Source organism: Rikenella sp. (genome assembly GCF_056799795.1).
Window position 1 is genome coordinate 54849 of the sequence record NZ_JBQIQO010000006.1, and the last position, 19146, is coordinate 73994.

The window sequence follows — 19146 nt, forward strand, 5'->3', positions numbered from 1 at the left end:
TTTATAATACCTTTACACCGATTCAATCTTATAAATTCATACATATTATATGATGACCGACGCTCAACGTATCCAAGCTTTACTGACATACACCCGACTGAACGGGAAAAAATTCGCCGAACGGATCGGACTGAAACACCCGGACACGGTCTACCACATTCAGCGGGGACGAAACGGAATCTCGGATCGGCTGGCCGAACGGATCGTGACGGCGTTTCCGGAGGTGGCCAAAGGATGGCTCCGCTCGGGGGAGGGCGAGATGCTCCGTGACGCCGGGACAGGGGAGGAGACGGCCACGGTGGTTCGACCGATCCGCACCCGGACGAGAGACATTCGGGTAGAGCGTCAGCGGGTGCCGCTGTACGATTTCGAAGCGACAGCGGGACTGACGCCGATCTTCACGAACCAAAACGTGCCGATCGACTACCTGTCGATTCCCGACCTGCCGCGATGCGACGGGGCGGTCTACGTCCGAGGCGATTCGATGTACCCGCTGCTCAAGGCGGGGGACATCGTGATGTACAAACAGATACAGGATTTCTACAACATCATCTGGGGCGAAATGTACCTGATTTCGTTCAGCTACGAGGGCGAGGAGTACATCACGGTGAAGTTCATCAAAAAAATCGAGGGACGGCCGGACTATGTCCTGTTGGTGAGCCACAACCCGCACCACGCCCCGAAAGAGATTCCGGTATCGGCGATTCGCGCGCTGGCGATGGTGAAGGCTTCGGTACGGTTCAATACGATGGGCTGACGGGAAGCGGTTCCAGATGTCGCAAATGCACGCTCACGGGTTGAAAAACCGGGAAGAGGCGACGAAAAACGGTCGTAAAGGTCAGCCATTCGGCCTCGCTTATGCCCGCCACCTTTACATCGACACAAAAGGAGCGGTGCTGGCGACCGGCGTCATAACGGTGCCGTCCGTCGTAGAGCGCCTGCCGGGCATGATCCAACAAGAAAGCATCGCGAACCACTGTGGCCGAAGTCGCCCCGAGCGCTTCGGCCAACAGTTCGATCGAGCGCGGGGTACCGCTCAGGCGGTAAATCAGCAACACACGCCGAAGCAGATCGCGCAGCTGAATCGCGCCGAGGTCGGGAAACAGCTCCACGGGGATGCCGAACTGACGCAGGTAGAGCGTGAGTTTCCGCAGGTCGCGCTCCTGCTCCGGCGCAATCGCCAACTGATCGACGGCAAGCGAGAGCAGACGCTCCCGGAACGTATGGTCGAGGGCCAGGGTCTGCGTGCTTTGAATGCTTTCGGGTAGGAGTTCCATAGTTACAAATAATCGACGGTTACCGCGCCCTGTACATAAAAATCGGCCGGGCGTTTGACCGGAATGTTCGAAAAATCCACGGCGGCCACGGACAACACACCGTCGGCGGCCAGCACGGCTCGCTCCAGATCGTAGGCACTGAAGTCGCCGGCATAATGGAGCGAAAGGGTGCCGAAATACGCGGCTATCTTGCGGTTCACGTTTCTCTCCAGCGTCTCCCGGTCGGCACCCAGGACGGCCCGCACGGACACGCGGCCGGAGAGGGGCACCGGATGGGCTTCGGAGAAGATGAACTTCGGGCCGATCACGCCGAAATCCGCCGCCTGAATCGTATTCAAAATCGTCTGCTCCAGCTCTGCGGTGTGGACGGCACCGGACTCCACGCCATCCTGCGAGACGGCGCGCATCAACGGGGTCAGCCGAATCGTGCCGGGCGGCAGGGTCGGCTCGTCGCTCTTGCGGGTGATCATCAAATCCGACACCTCGGGCAGGGAGAGGATCCGTTGCCGATAGGCCTCTTCCGTTCCGATCGCCTGATGCGTGTTGTTCAATATCCGCAGGCGGTATTCGTCGTCCGCCTCGTCCGACAGGCGGCTCACGCCGAACAGGGCGCCCCAATCGTCGAGGGCCGGAGCCGTGGCGTACTGCACGAAATTCTGACGCATCAAAAACTCCATCCGCGCGCGGAGCACGTTTTCGCGGTAGGCCATCACGTCGATCAGAATCCGCTCGGGATCGGCCGGATGGAGCGTCTCCCCCGCCGCTTGCTGATAGGTGGCTATGGTTTCGGAGAGAATCGCCTCCGGATCGTTCGCAATAAACTGTATCTCGCTCATAGGTTATTGAATGGTTGCGACGGCCGGAGCCGTCGTGGTTCCCGTTTGGGCGGTGGGGCCGCCGGCGGTGCTGACCGGAATACCGGCCGCGATGGTGATGGTCGCACTCCTGATGTAGGTGTCGATCAGGTCGGCCAGGGTACCGGCAAAGTCGGAGTCGCTGACTTCGGTGCGAGAGCGCATGTCGGTCAGCAGGGCCAGAATGCCGGACTGAAGAGCTGCTTTATTGAGGGCCATGGTTATTCGAGTAGTTGGTTCAAGTCCTGAACGGCTTTTTTCACGGCCTGAACGGTCGGCGGCAGCGGCGTGCCGCTGGGCCCCATCGGCGTGGAGACGGTCAGGTTTTGGATGGCCGTCAAAATGTCGTTCAGAAGGGTTTTCAGGTCATTCGAGCCGTTTTTCAACGAAGCTTTATTTTCGCTGATCCGAAGGGTCATTTCGCCGACCTGTCGGTAATACCCCTCGGCGGTCGCTTCGGAAGGCACCGGCTCGTTGTCGGAAAACAGGGCCCCTAAGGCGATGTTTTTGCCGCTCTCCAGCCAGCACACGACCTGCGTCCCGACAGAGGGCAATACGAAACAGGCATGCTCGCCGGTGGTCGGCTGAAGCACGGCGCACTCGGCCGAGGTACCGAGATGCTCGAAATCGACGCTCACCGCTCCGCGGTCTGCATGGTGCTGGGTTACGGTTCCTATCTCGATCATTTGGCTGGCGGTTTTTGAAGGGTGACACGGGTGGTGTAGCCCGACGAGCTGTCGGAATGGGTGGCCTCGCTGATGTAATACAGGTCGTCGAACCGGCCGAAGCCGCTCATCCGAACGCCTACGCCGGCCCGCAAACGCACATCGCCCAACAGCGTCAGACTGAACTCGACGCCCGATTTGTTGCGGTCAGCGATATAGTCCCGGGCCTTTTGACGGGCTTCGGAACTGCTCTTCACCTCTTCCCAGCGCACGGCCTCGCCGCCGCCCTTGATGCGGGCGTCATACGTGCCGGAAATCTGCTTCTTCGACTTCCGATCCCACCACTTGACCGTACATTTCGAAAGGCGGCCGGCTGCAATATCTTTTACATCGTAGTCGATGACATCCCCCCGTTTTATTTCCAGTTGGCCGATCTGGCCGAGCTGTTGGATCGGGTAGAAGATCAAATCCGTCCCCTCCACTTTGCAAATCCGGCCGAGTTCGCAGGCCAGCCGGTTCAGAAACCGGAGGCCGGTTTCGTTCTGAATCCCCGACCAGGTGCCGGACAGATCGCCCCGGGCCCGGCATCCCAGCATTTCGGCCACCTCGTTCACGATGTCGGCCACGGCCCGGCCCGCATGATTCCGCCGCTGCACCGGGGCGCCGAGCCCCGAGGAGCGGAGCGATAGGGCACGAATACGACAAGCGTCCTCGGCACCGCCGCCCGACAGACTGACCTCGTCGACCCAGAAGATTCCGGTATCGAGCATATCGCCACCTTCGTAGCCCATCAGGATATGGATTTCATCGTCGATGTCGGGATACCAGTCTGCCCAAAAGAGCCCCTCCCGGTTGGAGAGATCGATTTCGATCTCTCCGGCCCGACCGTCCAGAAAATCTTTGAAGGTCACTCCGCGAAGGATCGGGGCGAAGTCTCCGGAGACATCCTTGCCTTCGTAGGTAATGACGGTTTGGGGTTTTAGTCCTGTTTCCACGGCGCTTTGGTTTGAGTCATGCGTTCGGCGGGGGCGGCGATCTCCGGCACGACGATCCGGGCCCCTTCCGGAATGTGATTCTCGCAGAGGGAGACGAGCGCCGGATTGGCGGCCATCAAGGCGGGAGCCAAAGCGGCGTCGCCCAGCAGATCATAAGCCAGTAAGTCCCACCGGTCGCCGTATTTCGATATCGTTACGATCATTTTTGTTCGGTTTTTCGGTTACTCTGCTCGCCGACGGGACGGCTCTCGGCATTCCGGTTGTTGACGACCACCCGGTCAGCGTATTCCAGCAGCGACAGGGTGAAGTCGGCTTCCTTAATCGTACCTTTAGCATCTGTGCGGGTGACGGTCACTCCGCGTTCGGCCACCACGTAATCTCCCTTGTAGACGCCGTCGGCGAAGACGAACCGTTGCGGCGAACCGCTCCGGCACAGGAGGTCGAGCTGGCGCAGGATTTCGGGAATGTCGTGGCCGAGCCGGGCGCGCAGACTGATATTCAGGGTGATTTCCGAGAGGGTCTCTCCCTTGGCCTGAAGCACGGGTTTGCCGGTGGCGATTTCGTGTCGGGCATAATTGTATCCGACCGTCTCCTCGAATCCGGTCAGGCTGTCCGGCGAGGTCAGCCGGAGATCACCCAAGCGCAGGTATTCCATAATTGCCTCGATTGTTTTTGCGATTCTCTTCGTTGATGATCCGGGTCAGTTCGCCGGCGAACTGACGGAAAAAATCCATCAGTTCGTCCCGACTTTTGCGGGACATATCTCCGGAGATATGGACGGTGGGTTTGAAATCGACCTGCACGGTCGGAGCAGCCGAAAGCGGCATGCCGAACGAGCCCGCACCCGCATCACGCCCCAACGAAGGAAGCGAGACCGGTTCCGAAGCGACGTAACCGGTCATCTCCGGCCCGCCCATGGGCAACTCCATTCCCTGCAATAGTTTCGGATCAAGATCGGATAAATCCATCTGCTCCATGTCGAGCTCTCCGAATGGAGCCCCGAAACCGGCCAATTCCGGATGTTCCGAATTCACGGAGCCGGTTAGCGCCTGCCAGTCCGGCAGGGCGCTACCGGTCGGGGCCGTCTCCCGATTTGACTGCGCGGCCTGTTTCCGTTCCTCTTTCGCCCGCTCTTTTTCAGCCTGCTTGGCCTGCTCCTCGGTCAGGTGCATGCGGTAGTTTCCGCCGATACCTCGGGCCGTATCGACAGCCTCTTTGACCGGCTTCGTAAAAGCGTCGGCCGCCCCTCCGAATCCCTCTTTGAGCGAGTCCCAAGCCCCGCCCAGTCTCTGCTGAATACCTTGCCGACCGCTCCGGCCAATCCGCCGATCAGGGCTCCGGCGGCCTTGAACGGCGCGATCATCCAATCGATAATCGCTTGTCCGAACCCCTTGATCGTGTCCCAAATGGTATAAACGACGGCACGAAACCCGGCGAACTTATCCCAACAAATGGCGATGGCCGCGACTAAGGCGATGATACCGAGAACGATCCAGGTAATCGGGTTGGCCAACAGAGCCGCTGTCCAGGCCCAGGTCGAAGCAATGGCGCTGGTCAGGGCCGGAATCACACCGGTCATCATCGTCACCTTGGCCAACCGCAACGCTTTGGTCAAACCGCCCTGCACCAACGTGGCCAATGCCGTCCGCTTGCTCCACAGCGAGGTGACCGCGCTGGCCACGAGCTGCGCTTTGGAACATACCGCAGTCCACAAAGCCGATGCCTTGGTCGCAACCGAATGGGCCATCGTCACCCACCAGGCGCGGGAAGTCAGCGCATTGTAAACCACAAGAAGAGCATTCCCCGTCGAGACTGCCGCGTTTTTCAGCCACATCCCGAACGCCGCGGCCTTACCGGCAGTCGCCGTTTCTCTCATTCTTTTCACCACATTGACTGTCGCTTCGCCTATGCTCCACAGGGCCTCGGCCAGCGGAGCAAGACTCAGTACCATACTGCCGAATCGACTGCCCACCTGAATCACATCCAGCATACATTTCGAGCTCTCGGTGAGTTTCATGCTCCACTCATCGAAACGAGCGGCCTGTACCTCCAAACGGTGGTTCCAGTTGTCGGTACGGGTGGCAGCTTGGTCGGTCGCCGTCGCGGTATCCGTCACCTGTTGCGTCACGGTTCCCACGGCCTGAGCATTGCGAATCAGGAATTGAGCCGCATCGACGTTCTCGGCACCGAAAGTCCTCGACAACGCGGCCGTATCGGTCAGCATGGGTTGCAAAGCCGCCAAAGCATCGGAGAGCGAGGTTTTTCGAAAGTCCACCCCCAGAGCCGTCTGCATCGTACCGAGCATCTGGCGGAGAGCCATACCGGCTCCGGCCCCTTTCTGGTCGTTTCGGCTCAACACCTCCAGCGCAGCGGTGGTCTGTTCGACGGAGAGGCCAGCCTCGGAGGCTGTCGAACCGACCGTCCGGAGCGATTCGGCCAGATCGCCGACGCGGGCGTCGCCGGCTTGGGCACCGGCCGCCAGCACGTTGATGACTCGACCGGCGTCGGAAGCGGAAAGCCGAAACCGGCTCATGGTGCTCCCCAAGGCTCCGGCGGCCTCGTCCAACGAGATTCCGACTGCCTGAGCCAACGTAACACTCTGCTTTTGCAACTCGACCAGACTGTTCTTATCGAGCTTCTCTCCGGAGAATGCCGATGCCAGCGTCCCAAAAGCCGACACGGCTTGTCCCGCCCCGAATCCGCTCTCGACCCCGACCTTTCGGGCCACTTTACCCAGCTCCTCCAGATCGGTGGCGGGCAGTGCCACGACTGCGGAGAGTCCGGCCAGGCAGCGTTCGAATTCCCTGTAGGGCTGAACGATACGCTGGAGGCTGGATTCCATCTTGTCGCTCACTTCGATCATCGATGCAACCGTCTGTATCCGCTGGCTGAATCCATCCGACTTCTCGGCATCCGTATTATTTTGACTTCCCATATTGTTTACGCATAGATTTCCCATTCCGGTTCGGAGCTCACCTCCGCCGGCGATTCAGATCGTCGAAATAGTTTTCGAGTTCGTGGAGCCAGAAGTTGAGCTCCGAGAGGGTCATTCGCCGGACTTCGGCGAATCCGAAACGGCCGTCGCGGACAAGGCAGAGAACTGCTCGGCCGAGCCCACCAACCCGGTGGCAGCCAGCTCGGCCGACAATTCCAAAAAATCCGAGAGGGGCAGCTGTTCGAGCTCTTCGAGGGTGAGCCGCCGGCCGTCGAAGGTGCAGATTTGGCTGATGAGGGCCATGGACATACGGGCGTTATCCTGGAATTTTTGCGCTTCGAGGAGGTCTTCGACCAGGGGTTCTCGAACTGTCACGTTCTTGATAGCGAGTTTACCTGGGTTCTTTTCTACTGTAATCTTAATTTTTGACATTTCAACACAAATCTGTTTATATAAATACTTCTACTCTTCTTATCGTTTACGCTCCTTGGATCGAGATATTGAACCAAGCTGCATAACCAGATCCATTAGCATGTGGGATCACGACCGTGATTTTTCCGTTGATCAAAGTATCATATACAATCGGCGCCGAGCCTGTGAACGTATTACCTGAAAAAGCGACTTTTGTGATTTGCGCCGTAACGGCATTTACGGGCACATTCGGGGTGATATCGCATCGCACTCCATTCCCGTTATCAACCCATGCCACCGATTGAATCCAGTCCCCGACCTGCCCGACCACATTCCCGTTTGGGTTGATCTGTGCATAATACATGGGCTTCAGGTTACCGGAATCCCAAATCGTTCTGAAGGCCGGATTTTGAAATCTATTTGCATCGACACCATGTCGCCATTTTAGGGAGGCGTTTTCGCTATAATTATCAAGAAAGAATTGCAGAGGAGCCGGGCTGGCTTGGGCGGAAAACGAGACCAAAAGACCTCCATAACCCCCATAATTTATGATACACGCTTTATTGCCGATCTGGGCAATTTCATTGTCGTTCAGTTTCGCGGCATCGATATAACCACCCGTTCGAAAGACAACAGACGGATCGAAGTTCCCGGAGTGCCACAACTCCCTCCAGGGAGTGAATCCTTGTTGATTATTGTTTCGAACCCAAAACCTTGCATTGTTGGTCTCCTGGTTGTCGCAAAAGATCTGCATGATTCCGTAGAGTACGCCCAATCCGTTGAAGGTAGCAACAGTCCCGTGCGTCGGGGTATTCTTGCTGTAAGAGTACCCCGAACCTTGCGTCATTTCGTTGGCATCGACATCATTTCCAATTATTCCAAACTTCCCCTCCAACGCCTCGGCCATAGCCTCCGCCGTCACCCGCTCGCCGATCAGCTCCATCACCGTCGCCGAGAAATTCGGGTCGTCACCCAGCGCAGCAGCCAGCTCTTTCAGCGTATCGAGCGCCTCGGGCGCACTGTCGGTCAATTCCGCCACGAGCCGGTCGGCATACTCCTTGGCCATTTTCAACGCCTCGGCATCCTTCGTATCGATCGCCTCCGCCAGCTCGTCCGCCCGAGCCGTCGTATCCCGTTTGAGCTCATCCAACCGCTCGTGCAGGTTGCGCGTACGGAGGGCGAGCTCCCGGCCCTGCCGGTTGCTCACCCCTTCCGCGCCCCCCTCCACCGGATCCTCCGGTTCGATCACGTAGACCCCGCCGGACTCCCAGTCATACTCCCGCGCCGCATCTTCCTTAAAATTCGCCATATCCGTCCGTACTATTTCTGGTTGGCATTGAACTCCCGGAGCAAATCCTGACCGAAATGGCGGAAAATGTTGTTGAACACATCGATCTCCCAAACCACCTCGCGATTCACCTCCAGTTTATAATAGCTGACCGTCATCAGGTGTTCCGCTTCGAGCCGCTCCTGCGGTTTGATCGACCCCGTAGGCATCTCTTTGAACAGACCGGCAATCGTCGCCACCACCGGCACATTCTCCGACACCCCGGCCGCCGAAACCACCTGCATGTCGCTCTTGACCGTCAGCCGACACGTCCGATGCGGATTCTCATGCTTCCAGGCATCCGGATAGATGGCGTTGAACTTGAACTTCGCCTCCATCTTCTCGATACCGGCCGGCACCTCCGTCGCTCCGTACAGCCCCAGCGCCGTCACCTCCTGCGTTTTGATCTTCACGGCCGGCAGCTCCAGCTCGGCGAGTTTCCCTGCCAGTTTGACCGACTGAATATATACATTAGCGTTTATAATGCTGTTAATCATATCCTTCCTATATTAAGATTTAAAGTTCCACCACCTCTTCGAAAGTCAGACTTTCCAGACTCGGCGCATACCGAACCGACAGAGTAAAGGTCAGGCGTCCCTGAGCGATCTCGACCGCCGGATTCTTCGTCTCATCCCATGTACACTCCCCTTCGACGATGGCCCCCTGGCCGATCAGGTTGCGCAGGAAAGCGTTCACATCGCCCGTAATCATCTCCACCGTAATACCCGTGGCCGCCCGGTCCATATAGTTCAGCGCCGCATCCACCAGCGCCTCCCGAATCGCCATACGCACCGAACGCGGCGCAATCATGCAGTCCGTCGTCTTCTGCGACGGATAGGCCGCCGTCCAGTTCCCCCACAGCCGGGTTCCCATACCGCTTTTCCGGAAAACGGTCACAATACCCTGCCCATTCAGCAGATTGGTATCCGCCGCCTCGTCCGTGAGCGAACCCGAAACGGAAGCAGTCAGCCCGCTAATGCCGATCAGCTCCGTGTTCGACGGCGAGAGCCAGTACCCTTCGGCACCGTCGCGCGCCGCCTTGGCCGCCGCCCAATGCACCGACAGCCCGATCGTGTCGACCATCGCTTCGTGCGCATTGTAACGCAACACCTGCGGATAACAAAGCACCGCCGCCTGCGACGTGATGTTGTACACGCCAGAAGAGCGGGCCGTCAGCGCCTCCTGCACATCCCCGGCCGCCATATCGATCACCGCGAAACCGTCCAGTTTATCAGCGACGGCCAACATGCGGGTCATCACCGCCTCGATTTGGGAGTATCCCGGCGCCAACACGATGTTCGGCTTCACCCCCAACGTATCGTCGACCGTCAGCAAAAGGTCGAGACCGGCCACGAGGTCGGCCGTGTAATCCACGGCTTCGGGAAGATCCGGTTTGTAGATATTCGTAGCCACTTCGCCCTCCTCGTCACGCGTCATCCGACCGTCGGCGTCGAGCAGAGCAGAGGCTTTTTCAGCCGGCAGCACATTCACGACCAACACTTTGGCCGCTACGGTAGTGAAAATAGTCTCCAACGCTGCCGGAATCGTGAACCCGGAGACATCGGCTCCATACTCGGCCACGGCAGCTTCAGCCGAAGTAATCAGTTTGACCGTTCCCACCACCCCCTGCGGAGCAGTGCCGACCAACGCGATCACCGAAGTATCGCCGGCGGACATCAGGACGTTCTTCGCGCCCTCTTTGATTTGGATACCATGCAGATAACCCATACAATAACAGATAATTAAAAGGTGAATAATTCGATTGGAGTATCATTTTATTTTCCCGCCGCGCCCCGTCTCAATTTCCGAGCGTCAGGGTCTGCGATTCGGCGGTGTCGAGTATTTCATACCGGATCGTCACGCAGCGCCGCCCGGGTTCGAGTTCGGTAGTCACGACCTGCCTCACCCGGATCCGCTTCTCGTACCGCGCAAGCTGGTCGGCCACTTCGTACGCCACATCCAATTGCTGCATCCCGCCGCCGAGGAGCCTTTCGGCTCCCAACCCGAATCGCGGACGGAAAGGCACCTCGCCGCGAGCCGTGAGCAGAATAATCCGCATATTTTGTCGAATGCTCTCGCCGAGCGGTCTACGCCCCAAGCGGACGGTCGAAGAAAGGGTCTTGTCGTTCATGAAAAAGGATACATTTGAGTTTCCAATGCTGATCGAATCGCCAGATTCCGTCCGATTCGTCGGTCGGAACCTCCTTTTCGAGTTCGAGCGATGCAGGGGCCCCGGGAAACGCATATCCCTCCAAACGGTTGCGAATTCGCTCCGAACAGTCGTAGACCCCTTCGGCGCCGCGAAGTGCCGGGCCCGCGATTCGGATCTCGATCCGCCACACCTGTTCGCTCCGCGCGCCGCTGCAATCGCGGGCCACGCTTTCGATTCCCCGGTAACCGACCCGAACCCGGGTTTTCGTTTCGTTCGGATTCGGGGAGATCGGTTCGGAAAACGGCCCGGCTTCGAGGCCGACATCCCGAATCGCTTCGATCAACGCATTTTCGAGTACTTCTGCTGTCATCGTTTCTAATCGGTTCAAGTAATCGGGCGGGAGACCGAATCTTCAGATGCCTGCCCGATCGTTTTCGGATACAAAGTCACGAAATATTCGACCGCCGGACAAACGACGAGTAAAGGGATTACACTAATTCTTCACCCTCGTTATTCTGCACAAAAAAACGGTTCTTCCCGACGCACCCGTCAGGAAGAACCGCTATATATTTCGACCGATTCCCGTTCCGCTCAGCGAGTCGCCTCGCCCGGTTTATCTATGTCCCGGCAGCCTCATCGCCCGGTTCCACCAGAAAACCCTCACTCCCCGTTCCGGCGCGTAGAAACAGATATCCTCGTCGAGGAATGCCCCCCTTCAAACTGAATATCCGGTAAATCCGGCCCCACATCCGCCCGTAAACCATCGCCACCCGGCCTTCTCTATCCAGAAACACCCGCCCGATATACGGATCCCCCGCCTCAGGACGAATCACCACCAATGGCCGCACCCCCCGATCAACGAATCTACGCCGGAGTCTCGCCCAAACCGCCATCCCCACCGCTCGCCCCACCAGAATCATCCCCATCACGAGCCCCAAACCCGCCAATTGCTCCACGAGCTCCGACAAATCATAACTCCGCCACAACCATCGCAGCCCGAGTCCGCCGACTCCGCCGACCATCACCGCAGCCACAAGTCCCACCGCCACGGCCGCCCACCCATAGCCCCGATATACCCATCTGTTCCGCCGAATCTGCCCGGCAGACATCCGGCCCCCCAGTTCGATATACTGTCGAATTTCCGCTCTCTGTTCTCCGATTTGTTTCACAGCATAGCACTATTTAATTTCTCATCGTTGAGGCATTTCACGTTGCATAAACAAATCAAGGTATTCCGACAATTCATCGGGTTCCCACATAATCAGCATCGGATGGGGATTTACCGGCGGAGCAGCCAGCATCTCTTTCGTAAACGGCTTTGGAACAATCATACACATTTTGTGCTCCGCGATGAAATCCATTAATTTCCGTTTGTTCTCCAACGTGCGATTTTTCTTAAATTCCTGAAACAAGAGTTCCTGTGTCGGCAACCAGCGGTTATAAACATCCTCGCCACCGGCCCGTTCATACCCTGCCCGAATCAGCGAGTCTTCTCGTTGTAACCGCTCAATCGTTTCCGGCGACCAATTCCCTCCTCGATTAGCTGCAATTTCCGTCGCCCGAGCCGAATCAGCCCCAGCCTGCGGATCAACCTCCGATTGCGCTGGCCCATGATTACAAGAGCAAACTACACTAAGAGCAAGAAAGGAAAGACAAATCAACGTACACTTTTTCATAGCTTAATCAAGTTTAATGATAAAGATTAGGGAACAAATCACAAAGATTACAAATCCCACTTCCCGAACCCTTTCCACTCGCACCTAAACCGTATCTACTCAAATCATAATCATATATCCACATGGCCACATTCGGTTCAGTTTCTCTTACAAAAGATTGAGACCGAATGATTATTTCATCCGCCCTTCCACTGAATCCACCTTCAGTACAATTGGCAAAAACTCCACCAACATAATGAAATACAGCTGCAACTTCAACACCTTGAGGATTTGTTTCTATCAAAAGGTCACAAACTCCATAAATACGAAAACTAACGCCTACATAGTCAGCCGATCTAATCATTAAAGTTTGCTCAAATCGTCGTATTTCAGTAGCCGCTCGAACTCTTGGACAGGCAAATACACCCACCAAGAATAAAAAACAGAGAAATCTTTTCATAACAAAAACAAGTAAGGGTTTACGCGAATATAATAATAAAAAACAAATCAGGGCATTTCTGCAATAGAAACACCCTGACTATACGAATCGTGTGATCCCGACAGGATTCGAACCTGTGGCCGACAGATTAGAAATCTGTTGCTCTATCCAGCTGAGCTACGGGACCCTTCTGTGGCACAAAAGTAACATTTCATGCGCTGGTTTCCAAATCCGAAAACGTATCTTTGTCTCATCGTACCATCCACTGGCCTTATGAAAAATCCGCTGCGGCTCGAACCCGTCATCGACACCGTTTATAAACTCGTGCCGTCGCATTCACTGCGGCGGATACCCGAATCGGCCGACGCCCGCTCGCTCGCCGAGACGTTGGCGGCGGCTCCGGCCCATTTCGCGGCCCGGGAGGCCTTGGCAAATCATTACACCGAAGAGGGACGCTTGGCCGAAGCGTGTCAGTTGCGATGGGAGGGTGCAAAATTAGTATGCGACCTGCTGGAGGAGTCGGACAACGAGTTCATCACGCTGGACTGGGAGGACGACTATACGGCTCAGGCGCTTTCGATGGTGTACGACTCGGCTGTCGATCACTTTACGATCGGCGACTTCGAAGTGGCGACGGCGATGTGGGAGTTGCTGACAGACTGCGATCCGGAAGACCACCTGAACGCCTCGGAATGGATGGTGTTTTGTTACATCGCATTGGAAGAGTGGGAGTTGTTCGACGAGACGGCAGCCTTGCTGCCGGAAGAGGCGCTTTCCACCCGGCTGGCGAAATATTGGGCCGTTTTCCGACGCCAGACTCTGCCCACAGCCGAAATCCGGCAGGCCATGAAGCGGGAGACACCGGCATTATACACTGAATGGCGAGCGACCGAACACGAGATTACGCCGGAGTACCTTTCGGACATCGAGTCGCGTCGACCGACGGCAGCAGCTGAAGCGAGACGTCTGTGGCTTCGGACGGAGGCGTTGTGGCGCGAATTTCCGGAGTTTACGGTCGCATTAACAGAATAACGTACAAAACCTCTTCCCTTGTCATATACGACAAAGAGAAGAGGTTCCGTATATTTACGACTTTACAAGTCGTTGCCGTCTACTCGAATTCGAGCAACAACACGCCTTTGGCGACCACATCACCGGCAGCCACATGCACCCGCGCCACCGTTCCGCCGATCGGCGAACGATAGGTATTGTGCATCTTCATCGCCTTGAAAGTCAGCAACACGTCTCCTTCTTTCACCCGATCTCCGACTTTCACATCGACGGTGGTTATCGTTCCCGGAATAAAGGAGACGATCCGCCGGGGATCTTTCGCCGCCCACGGCTCTCGATTCTTATATTTTGCGGTCAAGGTCGTCGGATAACTGCCATTCTCAGTGGCCAACATCTCCAACTGCACCGCACTTTCTGTCTTATTCATCTGCTTTCTTTTTATGGATCGCTTTCTCGTACTACTCTTTGTATCTGGAGGGTACTGTTCTTTTTGTGAACAAAAAGAACCAAAAAAACTTCAGACGGATGCTGACGCATCCTCCAGCTGCCGGCGGCCCAACTCTCGGACTGTTCGTTGGGCTGTGGTTTTCCGGCGTAGCGCGCTTGGGTTATTTGCCCGTTATTAGCGCGCTCGCCGAAAACCCAGCCCGACAGACTCGCGAAGACTGAGGACTGCGGAGCCTAAGGCATAGCGTAGCTGGCATAAAAGTTTTTGGTGCCGCTTTTTACAAAAAGCGGCAGTTCCAGCAGGCACAAAGAACGGAATGCGAAAAAAACGATCGATTAAAACGGCGGGATACCGTGTTTTTTCTCCGGCCGGAGCACCGACTTACGCTGCGCCACCTCCAACGCATGAATCAAACACTTGCGCGTTTCGGCCGGTTCGATCACCGCATCGATGTAGCCCTTTGCCGCCGCCACATACGGATTCGCGAATTTATCCTTGTACTCCTGGATTTTGAGCTGACGCATCTCCTCCGGATTTTCCGCCTCCATGATCTCCTTTCGGAAAATCACATTGGCAGCCCCCTCCGGCCCCATCACCGCAATCTCCGCCTGCGGCCAAGCGAAGACGAAGTCAGCCTGCAAATGTCTGGAATTCATCGCAATATACCCCCCGCCATACGCCTTGCGCAGAATGACCGTAATTTTGGGCACCGTTGCCTCCGAGTACGCATAGAGCAACTTCGCCCCATGCCGAATCACCCCGGCATGCTCCTGATCGACCCCCGGCAAGTAGCCCGGCAAGTCCTCGATCGTCACGATCGGCACGTTGAACGCATCGCAGAAACGGATAAACCGCGCCGCCTTATCCGACGAGTCGCAATCCAGCACCCCCGCCATCACCATCGGCTGGTTGGCCACGAAACCCACCGTCTCGCCGTTTACGCGCCCGAATCCCACCACGATATTCCCCGCAAAAAGTTCCATCACCTCGACGAACTCGCTGCCGTCGCTCACCGCCCGGATCACATCCCGCACATCGTACGGTTGCGCCGGATCGCCCGGGACGAGTTTTTCGATCGGATATTTTTTAGCGAGCGGTTCAGCCGGTTTAGTCCGTTCCGCCGGCTGGGTATTGTTCTGCGGAATGGTCGAGAGCAGTTGCCGGATCTGCCGGAAACACTCCTCTTCCGATTCCGCGAAGAAGTGCGCATTCCCGGTCTGTTCGCAATGCACCCGTGCCCCGCCGAGCTCTTCCATGGAGATTTCCTCGCCCAGAACCGTCTTGATGACTTCCGGGCCGGTGATAAACATTTTGGAAATTTTGTCCACCACGAAGACGAAGTCGGTCAAAGCCGGCGAATAGACCGCCCCGCCCGCACACGGCCCCAGAATGACCGAAATCTGCGGAATCACCCCCGAAGCCATCGTATTGCGGAAAAATATTTCGCCGTATCCGGCCAACGCATTGACCCCCTCCTGAATCCGCGCTCCGCCCGAGTCGTTGATCCCGATCAGCGGCATCCGCATATTCAGTGCATAGTCCATGATTTTCGTGATCTTCCGTGCGTGCATCAGCCCGAGCGACCCCCCGGCGACCGTAAAGTCCTGGGCAAACACCGCCACCGGATTGCCACAGATCGTCCCGGTACCGATAATCACCCCGTCGCCCGGCAACTCCTTGTTCTGCATGCCGAACTCCGTTCCGGCGTGTTCCACGAAGATGTCGTACTCATGGAAAGAATCGGCGTCCAACAGAGCGATGATCCGTTCGCGGGCAGTGAGTTTGCCCATGGCTTTCTGTTTTTCGATCGCCTTGAGCCCGCCGCCGTTGAAGACCTTCTCTTTTCTCTGCTTGAGGTCGAGAATTTTCTTGTCTACGGTCATAGTAGTTCGATTAAAGATTTAGACAAATATAGCATTTTTCTCTTACAACGTTTCGGCCCGGACAAAATAGTCCGCCGACCATCCCTCGACCGGCACTTCACACCCCGCCGGAAAGAGCCCGAAGAGAGTCGAGCCCGACCCCGACAATGCGGCATACACCGCCCCCTGCCGATACAGTTCGGCCCGGATCTCGCCCAGCACCGGCAAACGCCGGAAGAGCGGCTCTTCGAAGTCATTCACGAGCCGTCCGCGCCACGCCTCGACCGGCCGACGCAGGATTTCATCCAACGCCGCCTCCGGCATACGAGGCGTGATCAAAGAGTAGGCTTCGGCCGTCGAGACCCCCACCGGCGGTTTGACCAACAAGAGCCTCCACCCCGACAGATCGAGCCCGGGAAACGGCTCCAACCGCTCGCCCCGCCCCGTCCCGAGCATCGGCCGGTCGTAGAGAAAAAAGACCGTATCGCTCCCCAACCGCGCCGCAAAGGGGACGAGCTCTTCGACCGTCAATCCGAGCGCGAGCACCTCGTTGAGCCCGACAAGCACCGCCGTGGCATCCGCCGAACCACCGCCCAACCCCGCGCCGAAAGGGATCGTCTTGTGAAGATGAATCCGCACCCCGCCCGCCGCCGCAAACGGCTCCGGGAAAGCATCCCGCAAGATTTTCGCCGCCCTGACACACAGATTCTTCTCCTCCGGACAATCCACCGCCAGACCGGTCGAGGAAAAATCAATCCCTCCATTCGTAGAACCGGGCAAAATCTCCACCGCATCGCACAGCCCCCGCACCGGATAAAACAGGGTCTCGATCTCATGATAGCCGTCCTCCCGCCGCGCCGTGATGTGCAACCCGAGATTGATTTTACAGTGGGGAAAAAGGATCATTGTTGCAAAGCGGTTGAATCGTTATCCTCCTCCACGGCCCGATCAGATTCCGGCAACCCTGTGGCGTCGTCCAACGGCGTCAAAGCCTGCGGCATCTTCTTCGAGGCCTTGATTCCCAACTTCCGAAGCGACTCGGCCCGCCGCACAAGGTTGCCGTTCCCCTCCCTGAGCTGCCCGAGAGCAGCCCGATAGGCCTTGTCCGTCCTCCCCAACGCATCGCCCACAGCTAAGAAATTCTCGGCAAAACCGACGAATTTATCATACAACGCGCCCCCCTGCCGTGCAATCTCCATCGCATACCGATCCTGATTGTCGCGCCGCCAGAGGTCGTCCACGATTTTGAGAATCGCGAAAAGATTCGTCGGACTGCTCAGGATGACCTTCTTGCGATACGCATCATCCCACAGTTTGGCGTCGCACTGCAACGCCACGAGAAAGGCCGGTTCGTTCGGCACGAACATGATGACGAAGTCCGGCGAACCCGCAGCCAGTTTCTGATAGCTTTTCGCAGCGAGTTCGTCGATGTGCCGCCGCACCGAGGCCGCATGGGCCGACAGCGCCGCCCGCCGAATCCCCTCGTCCGGGTCGTCCGCCGCCTCGACATAATTGGCATAAGCCGTGAGCGAGACTTTCGAGTCGATGACCATCTGTTTGTCGTCCGGCAAGACCAACACGACGTCCGGTCGTACATGATCCCCCTCCTCGGTCCGAAAATCCTCCTGCACACGGAAGTGTATCCCCTTTTGCAGCCCGGAGCTTTCGAGCAGCGTTTCGAGAATCATCTCTCCCCAGTCGCCCTGCGTTTTGCTGTTGCCGCGCAACGCCGTCGCCAGGTTGTTGGCCTCCCGACTCACCCGGTTGCTCATCTCGTGGAGCCGTTTGATCTCGGCCTCCAACACCTTCCGTTCGGTGGAGTCGCGTTCGATCCGCTGGCGGAAATGTTCGATGTTTTCGCTCAACGGCTTCAACAGGTCATCGATATTTTTCCGGTTGGTGTCGGTAAACCGCCGGCTCTTCTCCTCCAATATGTCGTTGGCGAGGTTGCGAAAGTGGTCGGCGAACTGTTGCTGAAGTTTCTCCCGCTCGGTGGTCTGATTTTCGAACCGTTCGCTCCAGATACGCACATCGGCCCGTGCCCGGCTCAGCTCGTCACGCAAAGCGGCATTCTCCTCGGCACTCCTGCGCAAAGCCTCCTGCTGTTCGTCCAACCGTCCTCCGAGCAGCGCCGCTTCGGCTCGCAAGGCAGCGTTCTCCGTTCCCCACGCTTGGGTCGCAGCGAGCTCTTCGCGCGCAGTCTCCAACTCCTCGGCGATCGTCCGCGCCGCACGCCGTTCGCTCCGCCACTGGGCCCACAGCGCAGTAGCCGCAGCGACCGATACGACGATCAGGATGGTCAGGAGAATCGTCATCCCTTCACGGCAACGGTTTCGATTTCAACCAACGCTCCCATAGGTAGCGCAGCGACCTGATAAGCCACACGCGCAGGCAGTTTGTCGGTGTAGAACTCGGCATAGGCTTCGTTCATCGTAGCGAAATCGGCGATGTCGGCCAGCAGGACGGTCGATTTCACGACGTCGTTTTTCGTATACCCGGCGGCTTCGAGAATGGCGGCGATGTTTTTCAAGCTCTGAACGGTCTGTTCGCGCACGCCGGCAGGCATCGTTTTGGTCTTGGGATCGATGGGCAGCTGGCCTGAGATGTAGAGTGTTCCGTTGGCTTCAACGGCTTGGCTGTAAGGCCCCACGGCTGCCGGAGCGTCGGGGGTGGCAATCCATTTTTTCATGGTTCGATGTTTTTTTGAATGCAGATTTCCGAAACGGACAGGTTCCGGTTTTCTCCATGTGCGAAGTTAAGAGAAATAGGTGGATTGCACAACGGACGGGATGAAATCTGGCCGCCCCGGGCTTCCGCGACTATGGGCGGGCGAATGTGGAGGGCACTGCAAGGTATGTCGGCAACGGCGGATACTCCTGGTCATGTACATCAATGAAAAAGGAGGTCACGGTGAGGTATTTGGATTTCCATACGAAGAGTTTCAATCCCTCTAACTCAAGCAATCGCAGCCACGGTTTTCAGTTGCGTTGCCTCTCGGAATAAACGCGCCCACAGGGCGTTTTAATGCCAGCCTCTACACCAAGTAACCGACAGCCTCTACCCTATCTAGCTTGACTTTGGTGGGTCGGGACGCCCGGGAGGAACAGCAACTCTC

Annotated in this window: 25 protein-coding genes and 1 tRNA gene; 2 read left to right on the forward strand and 24 right to left on the reverse strand. The window is 57.3% G+C overall.

Going from position 1 to position 19146, the window contains the following annotated elements:
* Window positions 1-49 precede the first annotated feature (49 nt).
* Entirely contained in the window at window positions 50-757 is a 708-nt protein-coding gene (locus tag ACTO3O_RS02825; protein ID WP_294592827.1) for a LexA family transcriptional regulator, read from the forward strand.
* Here ACTO3O_RS02825 and ACTO3O_RS02830 read toward each other — a convergent pair.
* The 19 genes from ACTO3O_RS02830 to ACTO3O_RS02920 form a co-directional block, all read right to left on the reverse strand.
* The gene (locus tag ACTO3O_RS02830; RefSeq protein WP_297830276.1) at window positions 741-1277 is read right to left on the reverse strand and encodes a hypothetical protein; all 537 of its coding nucleotides are present in this window, start codon (window positions 1275-1277) and stop codon (window positions 741-743) included. The genes ACTO3O_RS02825 and ACTO3O_RS02830 overlap by 17 nt on opposite strands.
* 2 nt (window positions 1278-1279) lie before the next feature.
* Window positions 1280-2113 carry a baseplate J/gp47 family protein gene (locus ACTO3O_RS02835; RefSeq protein ID WP_297830274.1) on the reverse strand — a complete coding sequence of 278 codons (834 nt, stop codon included), beginning with the start codon at window positions 2111-2113 and terminating at the stop codon, window positions 1280-1282.
* Between the two features lie 3 nt (window positions 2114-2116).
* Window positions 2117-2350 (reverse strand): hypothetical protein, encoded by a 234-nt coding sequence (locus ACTO3O_RS02840; protein ID WP_297830272.1) that lies wholly within the window; start codon window positions 2348-2350, stop codon window positions 2117-2119.
* A 2-nt stretch (window positions 2351-2352) separates the two neighbouring features.
* Window positions 2353-2817 carry a hypothetical protein gene (locus ACTO3O_RS02845; protein ID WP_297830271.1) on the reverse strand — a complete coding sequence of 155 codons (465 nt, stop codon included), beginning with the start codon at window positions 2815-2817 and terminating at the stop codon, window positions 2353-2355.
* Window positions 2814-3791, reverse strand: a complete 978-nt coding sequence (locus ACTO3O_RS02850) for a phage late control D family protein (RefSeq protein ID WP_297830269.1) — start codon at window positions 3789-3791, stop codon at window positions 2814-2816. Before ACTO3O_RS02850 ends, ACTO3O_RS02845 begins: the two co-directional genes overlap by 4 nt.
* Entirely contained in the window at window positions 3776-3994 is a 219-nt protein-coding gene (locus tag ACTO3O_RS02855) for a tail protein X (RefSeq protein WP_297830268.1), read from the reverse strand. Before ACTO3O_RS02855 ends, ACTO3O_RS02850 begins: the two co-directional genes overlap by 16 nt.
* Window positions 3991-4446 carry a phage tail protein gene (locus ACTO3O_RS02860; RefSeq protein WP_297830267.1) on the reverse strand — a complete coding sequence of 152 codons (456 nt, stop codon included), beginning with the start codon at window positions 4444-4446 and terminating at the stop codon, window positions 3991-3993. Before ACTO3O_RS02860 ends, ACTO3O_RS02855 begins: the two co-directional genes overlap by 4 nt.
* Entirely contained in the window at window positions 4424-4963 is a 540-nt protein-coding gene (locus ACTO3O_RS02865) for a hypothetical protein (protein WP_297830266.1), read from the reverse strand. The genes ACTO3O_RS02860 and ACTO3O_RS02865 overlap by 23 nt, the downstream gene beginning before the upstream one ends.
* The gene (locus tag ACTO3O_RS02870) at window positions 4954-6726 is read right to left on the reverse strand and encodes a phage tail tape measure protein (protein ID WP_297830265.1); all 1773 of its coding nucleotides are present in this window, start codon (window positions 6724-6726) and stop codon (window positions 4954-4956) included. The genes ACTO3O_RS02865 and ACTO3O_RS02870 overlap by 10 nt, the downstream gene beginning before the upstream one ends.
* A 111-nt stretch (window positions 6727-6837) precedes the next feature.
* Window positions 6838-7158, reverse strand: a complete 321-nt coding sequence (locus tag ACTO3O_RS02875) for a phage tail assembly protein (RefSeq protein WP_294592841.1) — start codon at window positions 7156-7158, stop codon at window positions 6838-6840.
* 46 nt (window positions 7159-7204) lie between these two features.
* On the reverse strand, window positions 7205-8446 hold the full coding sequence (locus tag ACTO3O_RS02880; RefSeq protein ID WP_297830264.1) for a ferritin family protein: 1242 nt from the start codon (window positions 8444-8446) through the stop codon (window positions 7205-7207).
* An 11-nt stretch (window positions 8447-8457) separates the two neighbouring features.
* Window positions 8458-8961, reverse strand: coding sequence for a phage major tail tube protein (locus ACTO3O_RS02885; RefSeq protein WP_297626844.1), 504 nt, complete (start codon window positions 8959-8961; stop codon window positions 8458-8460).
* A 19-nt stretch (window positions 8962-8980) separates the two neighbouring features.
* Window positions 8981-10192, reverse strand: coding sequence for a phage tail sheath family protein (locus ACTO3O_RS02890; protein WP_297830262.1), 1212 nt, complete (start codon window positions 10190-10192; stop codon window positions 8981-8983).
* Window positions 10193-10262: 70 nt separating this feature from the next.
* On the reverse strand, window positions 10263-10595 hold the full coding sequence (locus ACTO3O_RS02895; protein WP_297626838.1) for a GPW/gp25 family protein: 333 nt from the start codon (window positions 10593-10595) through the stop codon (window positions 10263-10265).
* The gene (locus ACTO3O_RS02900) at window positions 10552-10986 is read right to left on the reverse strand and encodes a Gp37 family protein (protein ID WP_297830260.1); all 435 of its coding nucleotides are present in this window, start codon (window positions 10984-10986) and stop codon (window positions 10552-10554) included. Before ACTO3O_RS02900 ends, ACTO3O_RS02895 begins: the two co-directional genes overlap by 44 nt.
* Window positions 10987-11233: 247 nt before the next feature.
* Window positions 11234-11785 carry a hypothetical protein gene (locus ACTO3O_RS02905; protein WP_297830258.1) on the reverse strand — a complete coding sequence of 184 codons (552 nt, stop codon included), beginning with the start codon at window positions 11783-11785 and terminating at the stop codon, window positions 11234-11236.
* Between the two features lie 21 nt (window positions 11786-11806).
* Window positions 11807-12292 (reverse strand): hypothetical protein, encoded by a 486-nt coding sequence (locus ACTO3O_RS02910; protein ID WP_297830256.1) that lies wholly within the window; start codon window positions 12290-12292, stop codon window positions 11807-11809.
* Window positions 12293-12305: 13 nt separating this feature from the next.
* Window positions 12306-12731 carry a hypothetical protein gene (locus ACTO3O_RS02915; protein ID WP_297830255.1) on the reverse strand — a complete coding sequence of 142 codons (426 nt, stop codon included), beginning with the start codon at window positions 12729-12731 and terminating at the stop codon, window positions 12306-12308.
* Window positions 12732-12823: 92 nt separating this feature from the next.
* Window positions 12824-12897 (reverse strand) — tRNA-Arg (locus ACTO3O_RS02920).
* Between the two features lie 86 nt (window positions 12898-12983).
* Between ACTO3O_RS02920 and ACTO3O_RS02925 the strand changes: the two genes are divergently transcribed.
* The gene (locus ACTO3O_RS02925) at window positions 12984-13742 is read left to right on the forward strand and encodes a tetratricopeptide repeat protein (RefSeq protein ID WP_297830253.1); all 759 of its coding nucleotides are present in this window, start codon (window positions 12984-12986) and stop codon (window positions 13740-13742) included.
* Between the two features lie 79 nt (window positions 13743-13821).
* On the opposite strand, the gene ACTO3O_RS02930 is transcribed toward ACTO3O_RS02925, so the two are convergent.
* From ACTO3O_RS02930 to ACTO3O_RS02950, 5 genes are all read right to left on the reverse strand, one after another.
* Window positions 13822-14148, reverse strand: coding sequence for an acyl-CoA carboxylase biotin carboxyl carrier protein subunit (locus tag ACTO3O_RS02930; protein WP_297626825.1), 327 nt, complete (start codon window positions 14146-14148; stop codon window positions 13822-13824).
* Window positions 14149-14504: 356 nt separating this feature from the next.
* Window positions 14505-16052 (reverse strand): acyl-CoA carboxylase subunit beta, encoded by a 1548-nt coding sequence (locus tag ACTO3O_RS02935; RefSeq protein WP_294592853.1) that lies wholly within the window; start codon window positions 16050-16052, stop codon window positions 14505-14507.
* A 42-nt stretch (window positions 16053-16094) separates the two neighbouring features.
* Window positions 16095-16937, reverse strand: a complete 843-nt coding sequence (ispE, locus tag ACTO3O_RS02940) for a 4-(cytidine 5'-diphospho)-2-C-methyl-D-erythritol kinase (protein ID WP_297830250.1) — start codon at window positions 16935-16937, stop codon at window positions 16095-16097.
* Window positions 16934-18346, reverse strand: coding sequence for a DNA recombination protein RmuC (locus ACTO3O_RS02945; protein WP_297830248.1), 1413 nt, complete (start codon window positions 18344-18346; stop codon window positions 16934-16936). Before ACTO3O_RS02945 ends, ispE begins: the two co-directional genes overlap by 4 nt.
* The gene (locus ACTO3O_RS02950; RefSeq protein WP_294592857.1) at window positions 18343-18720 is read right to left on the reverse strand and encodes a RidA family protein; all 378 of its coding nucleotides are present in this window, start codon (window positions 18718-18720) and stop codon (window positions 18343-18345) included. The genes ACTO3O_RS02945 and ACTO3O_RS02950 overlap by 4 nt, the downstream gene beginning before the upstream one ends.
* Between the last annotated feature and the right edge of the window lie 426 nt (window positions 18721-19146).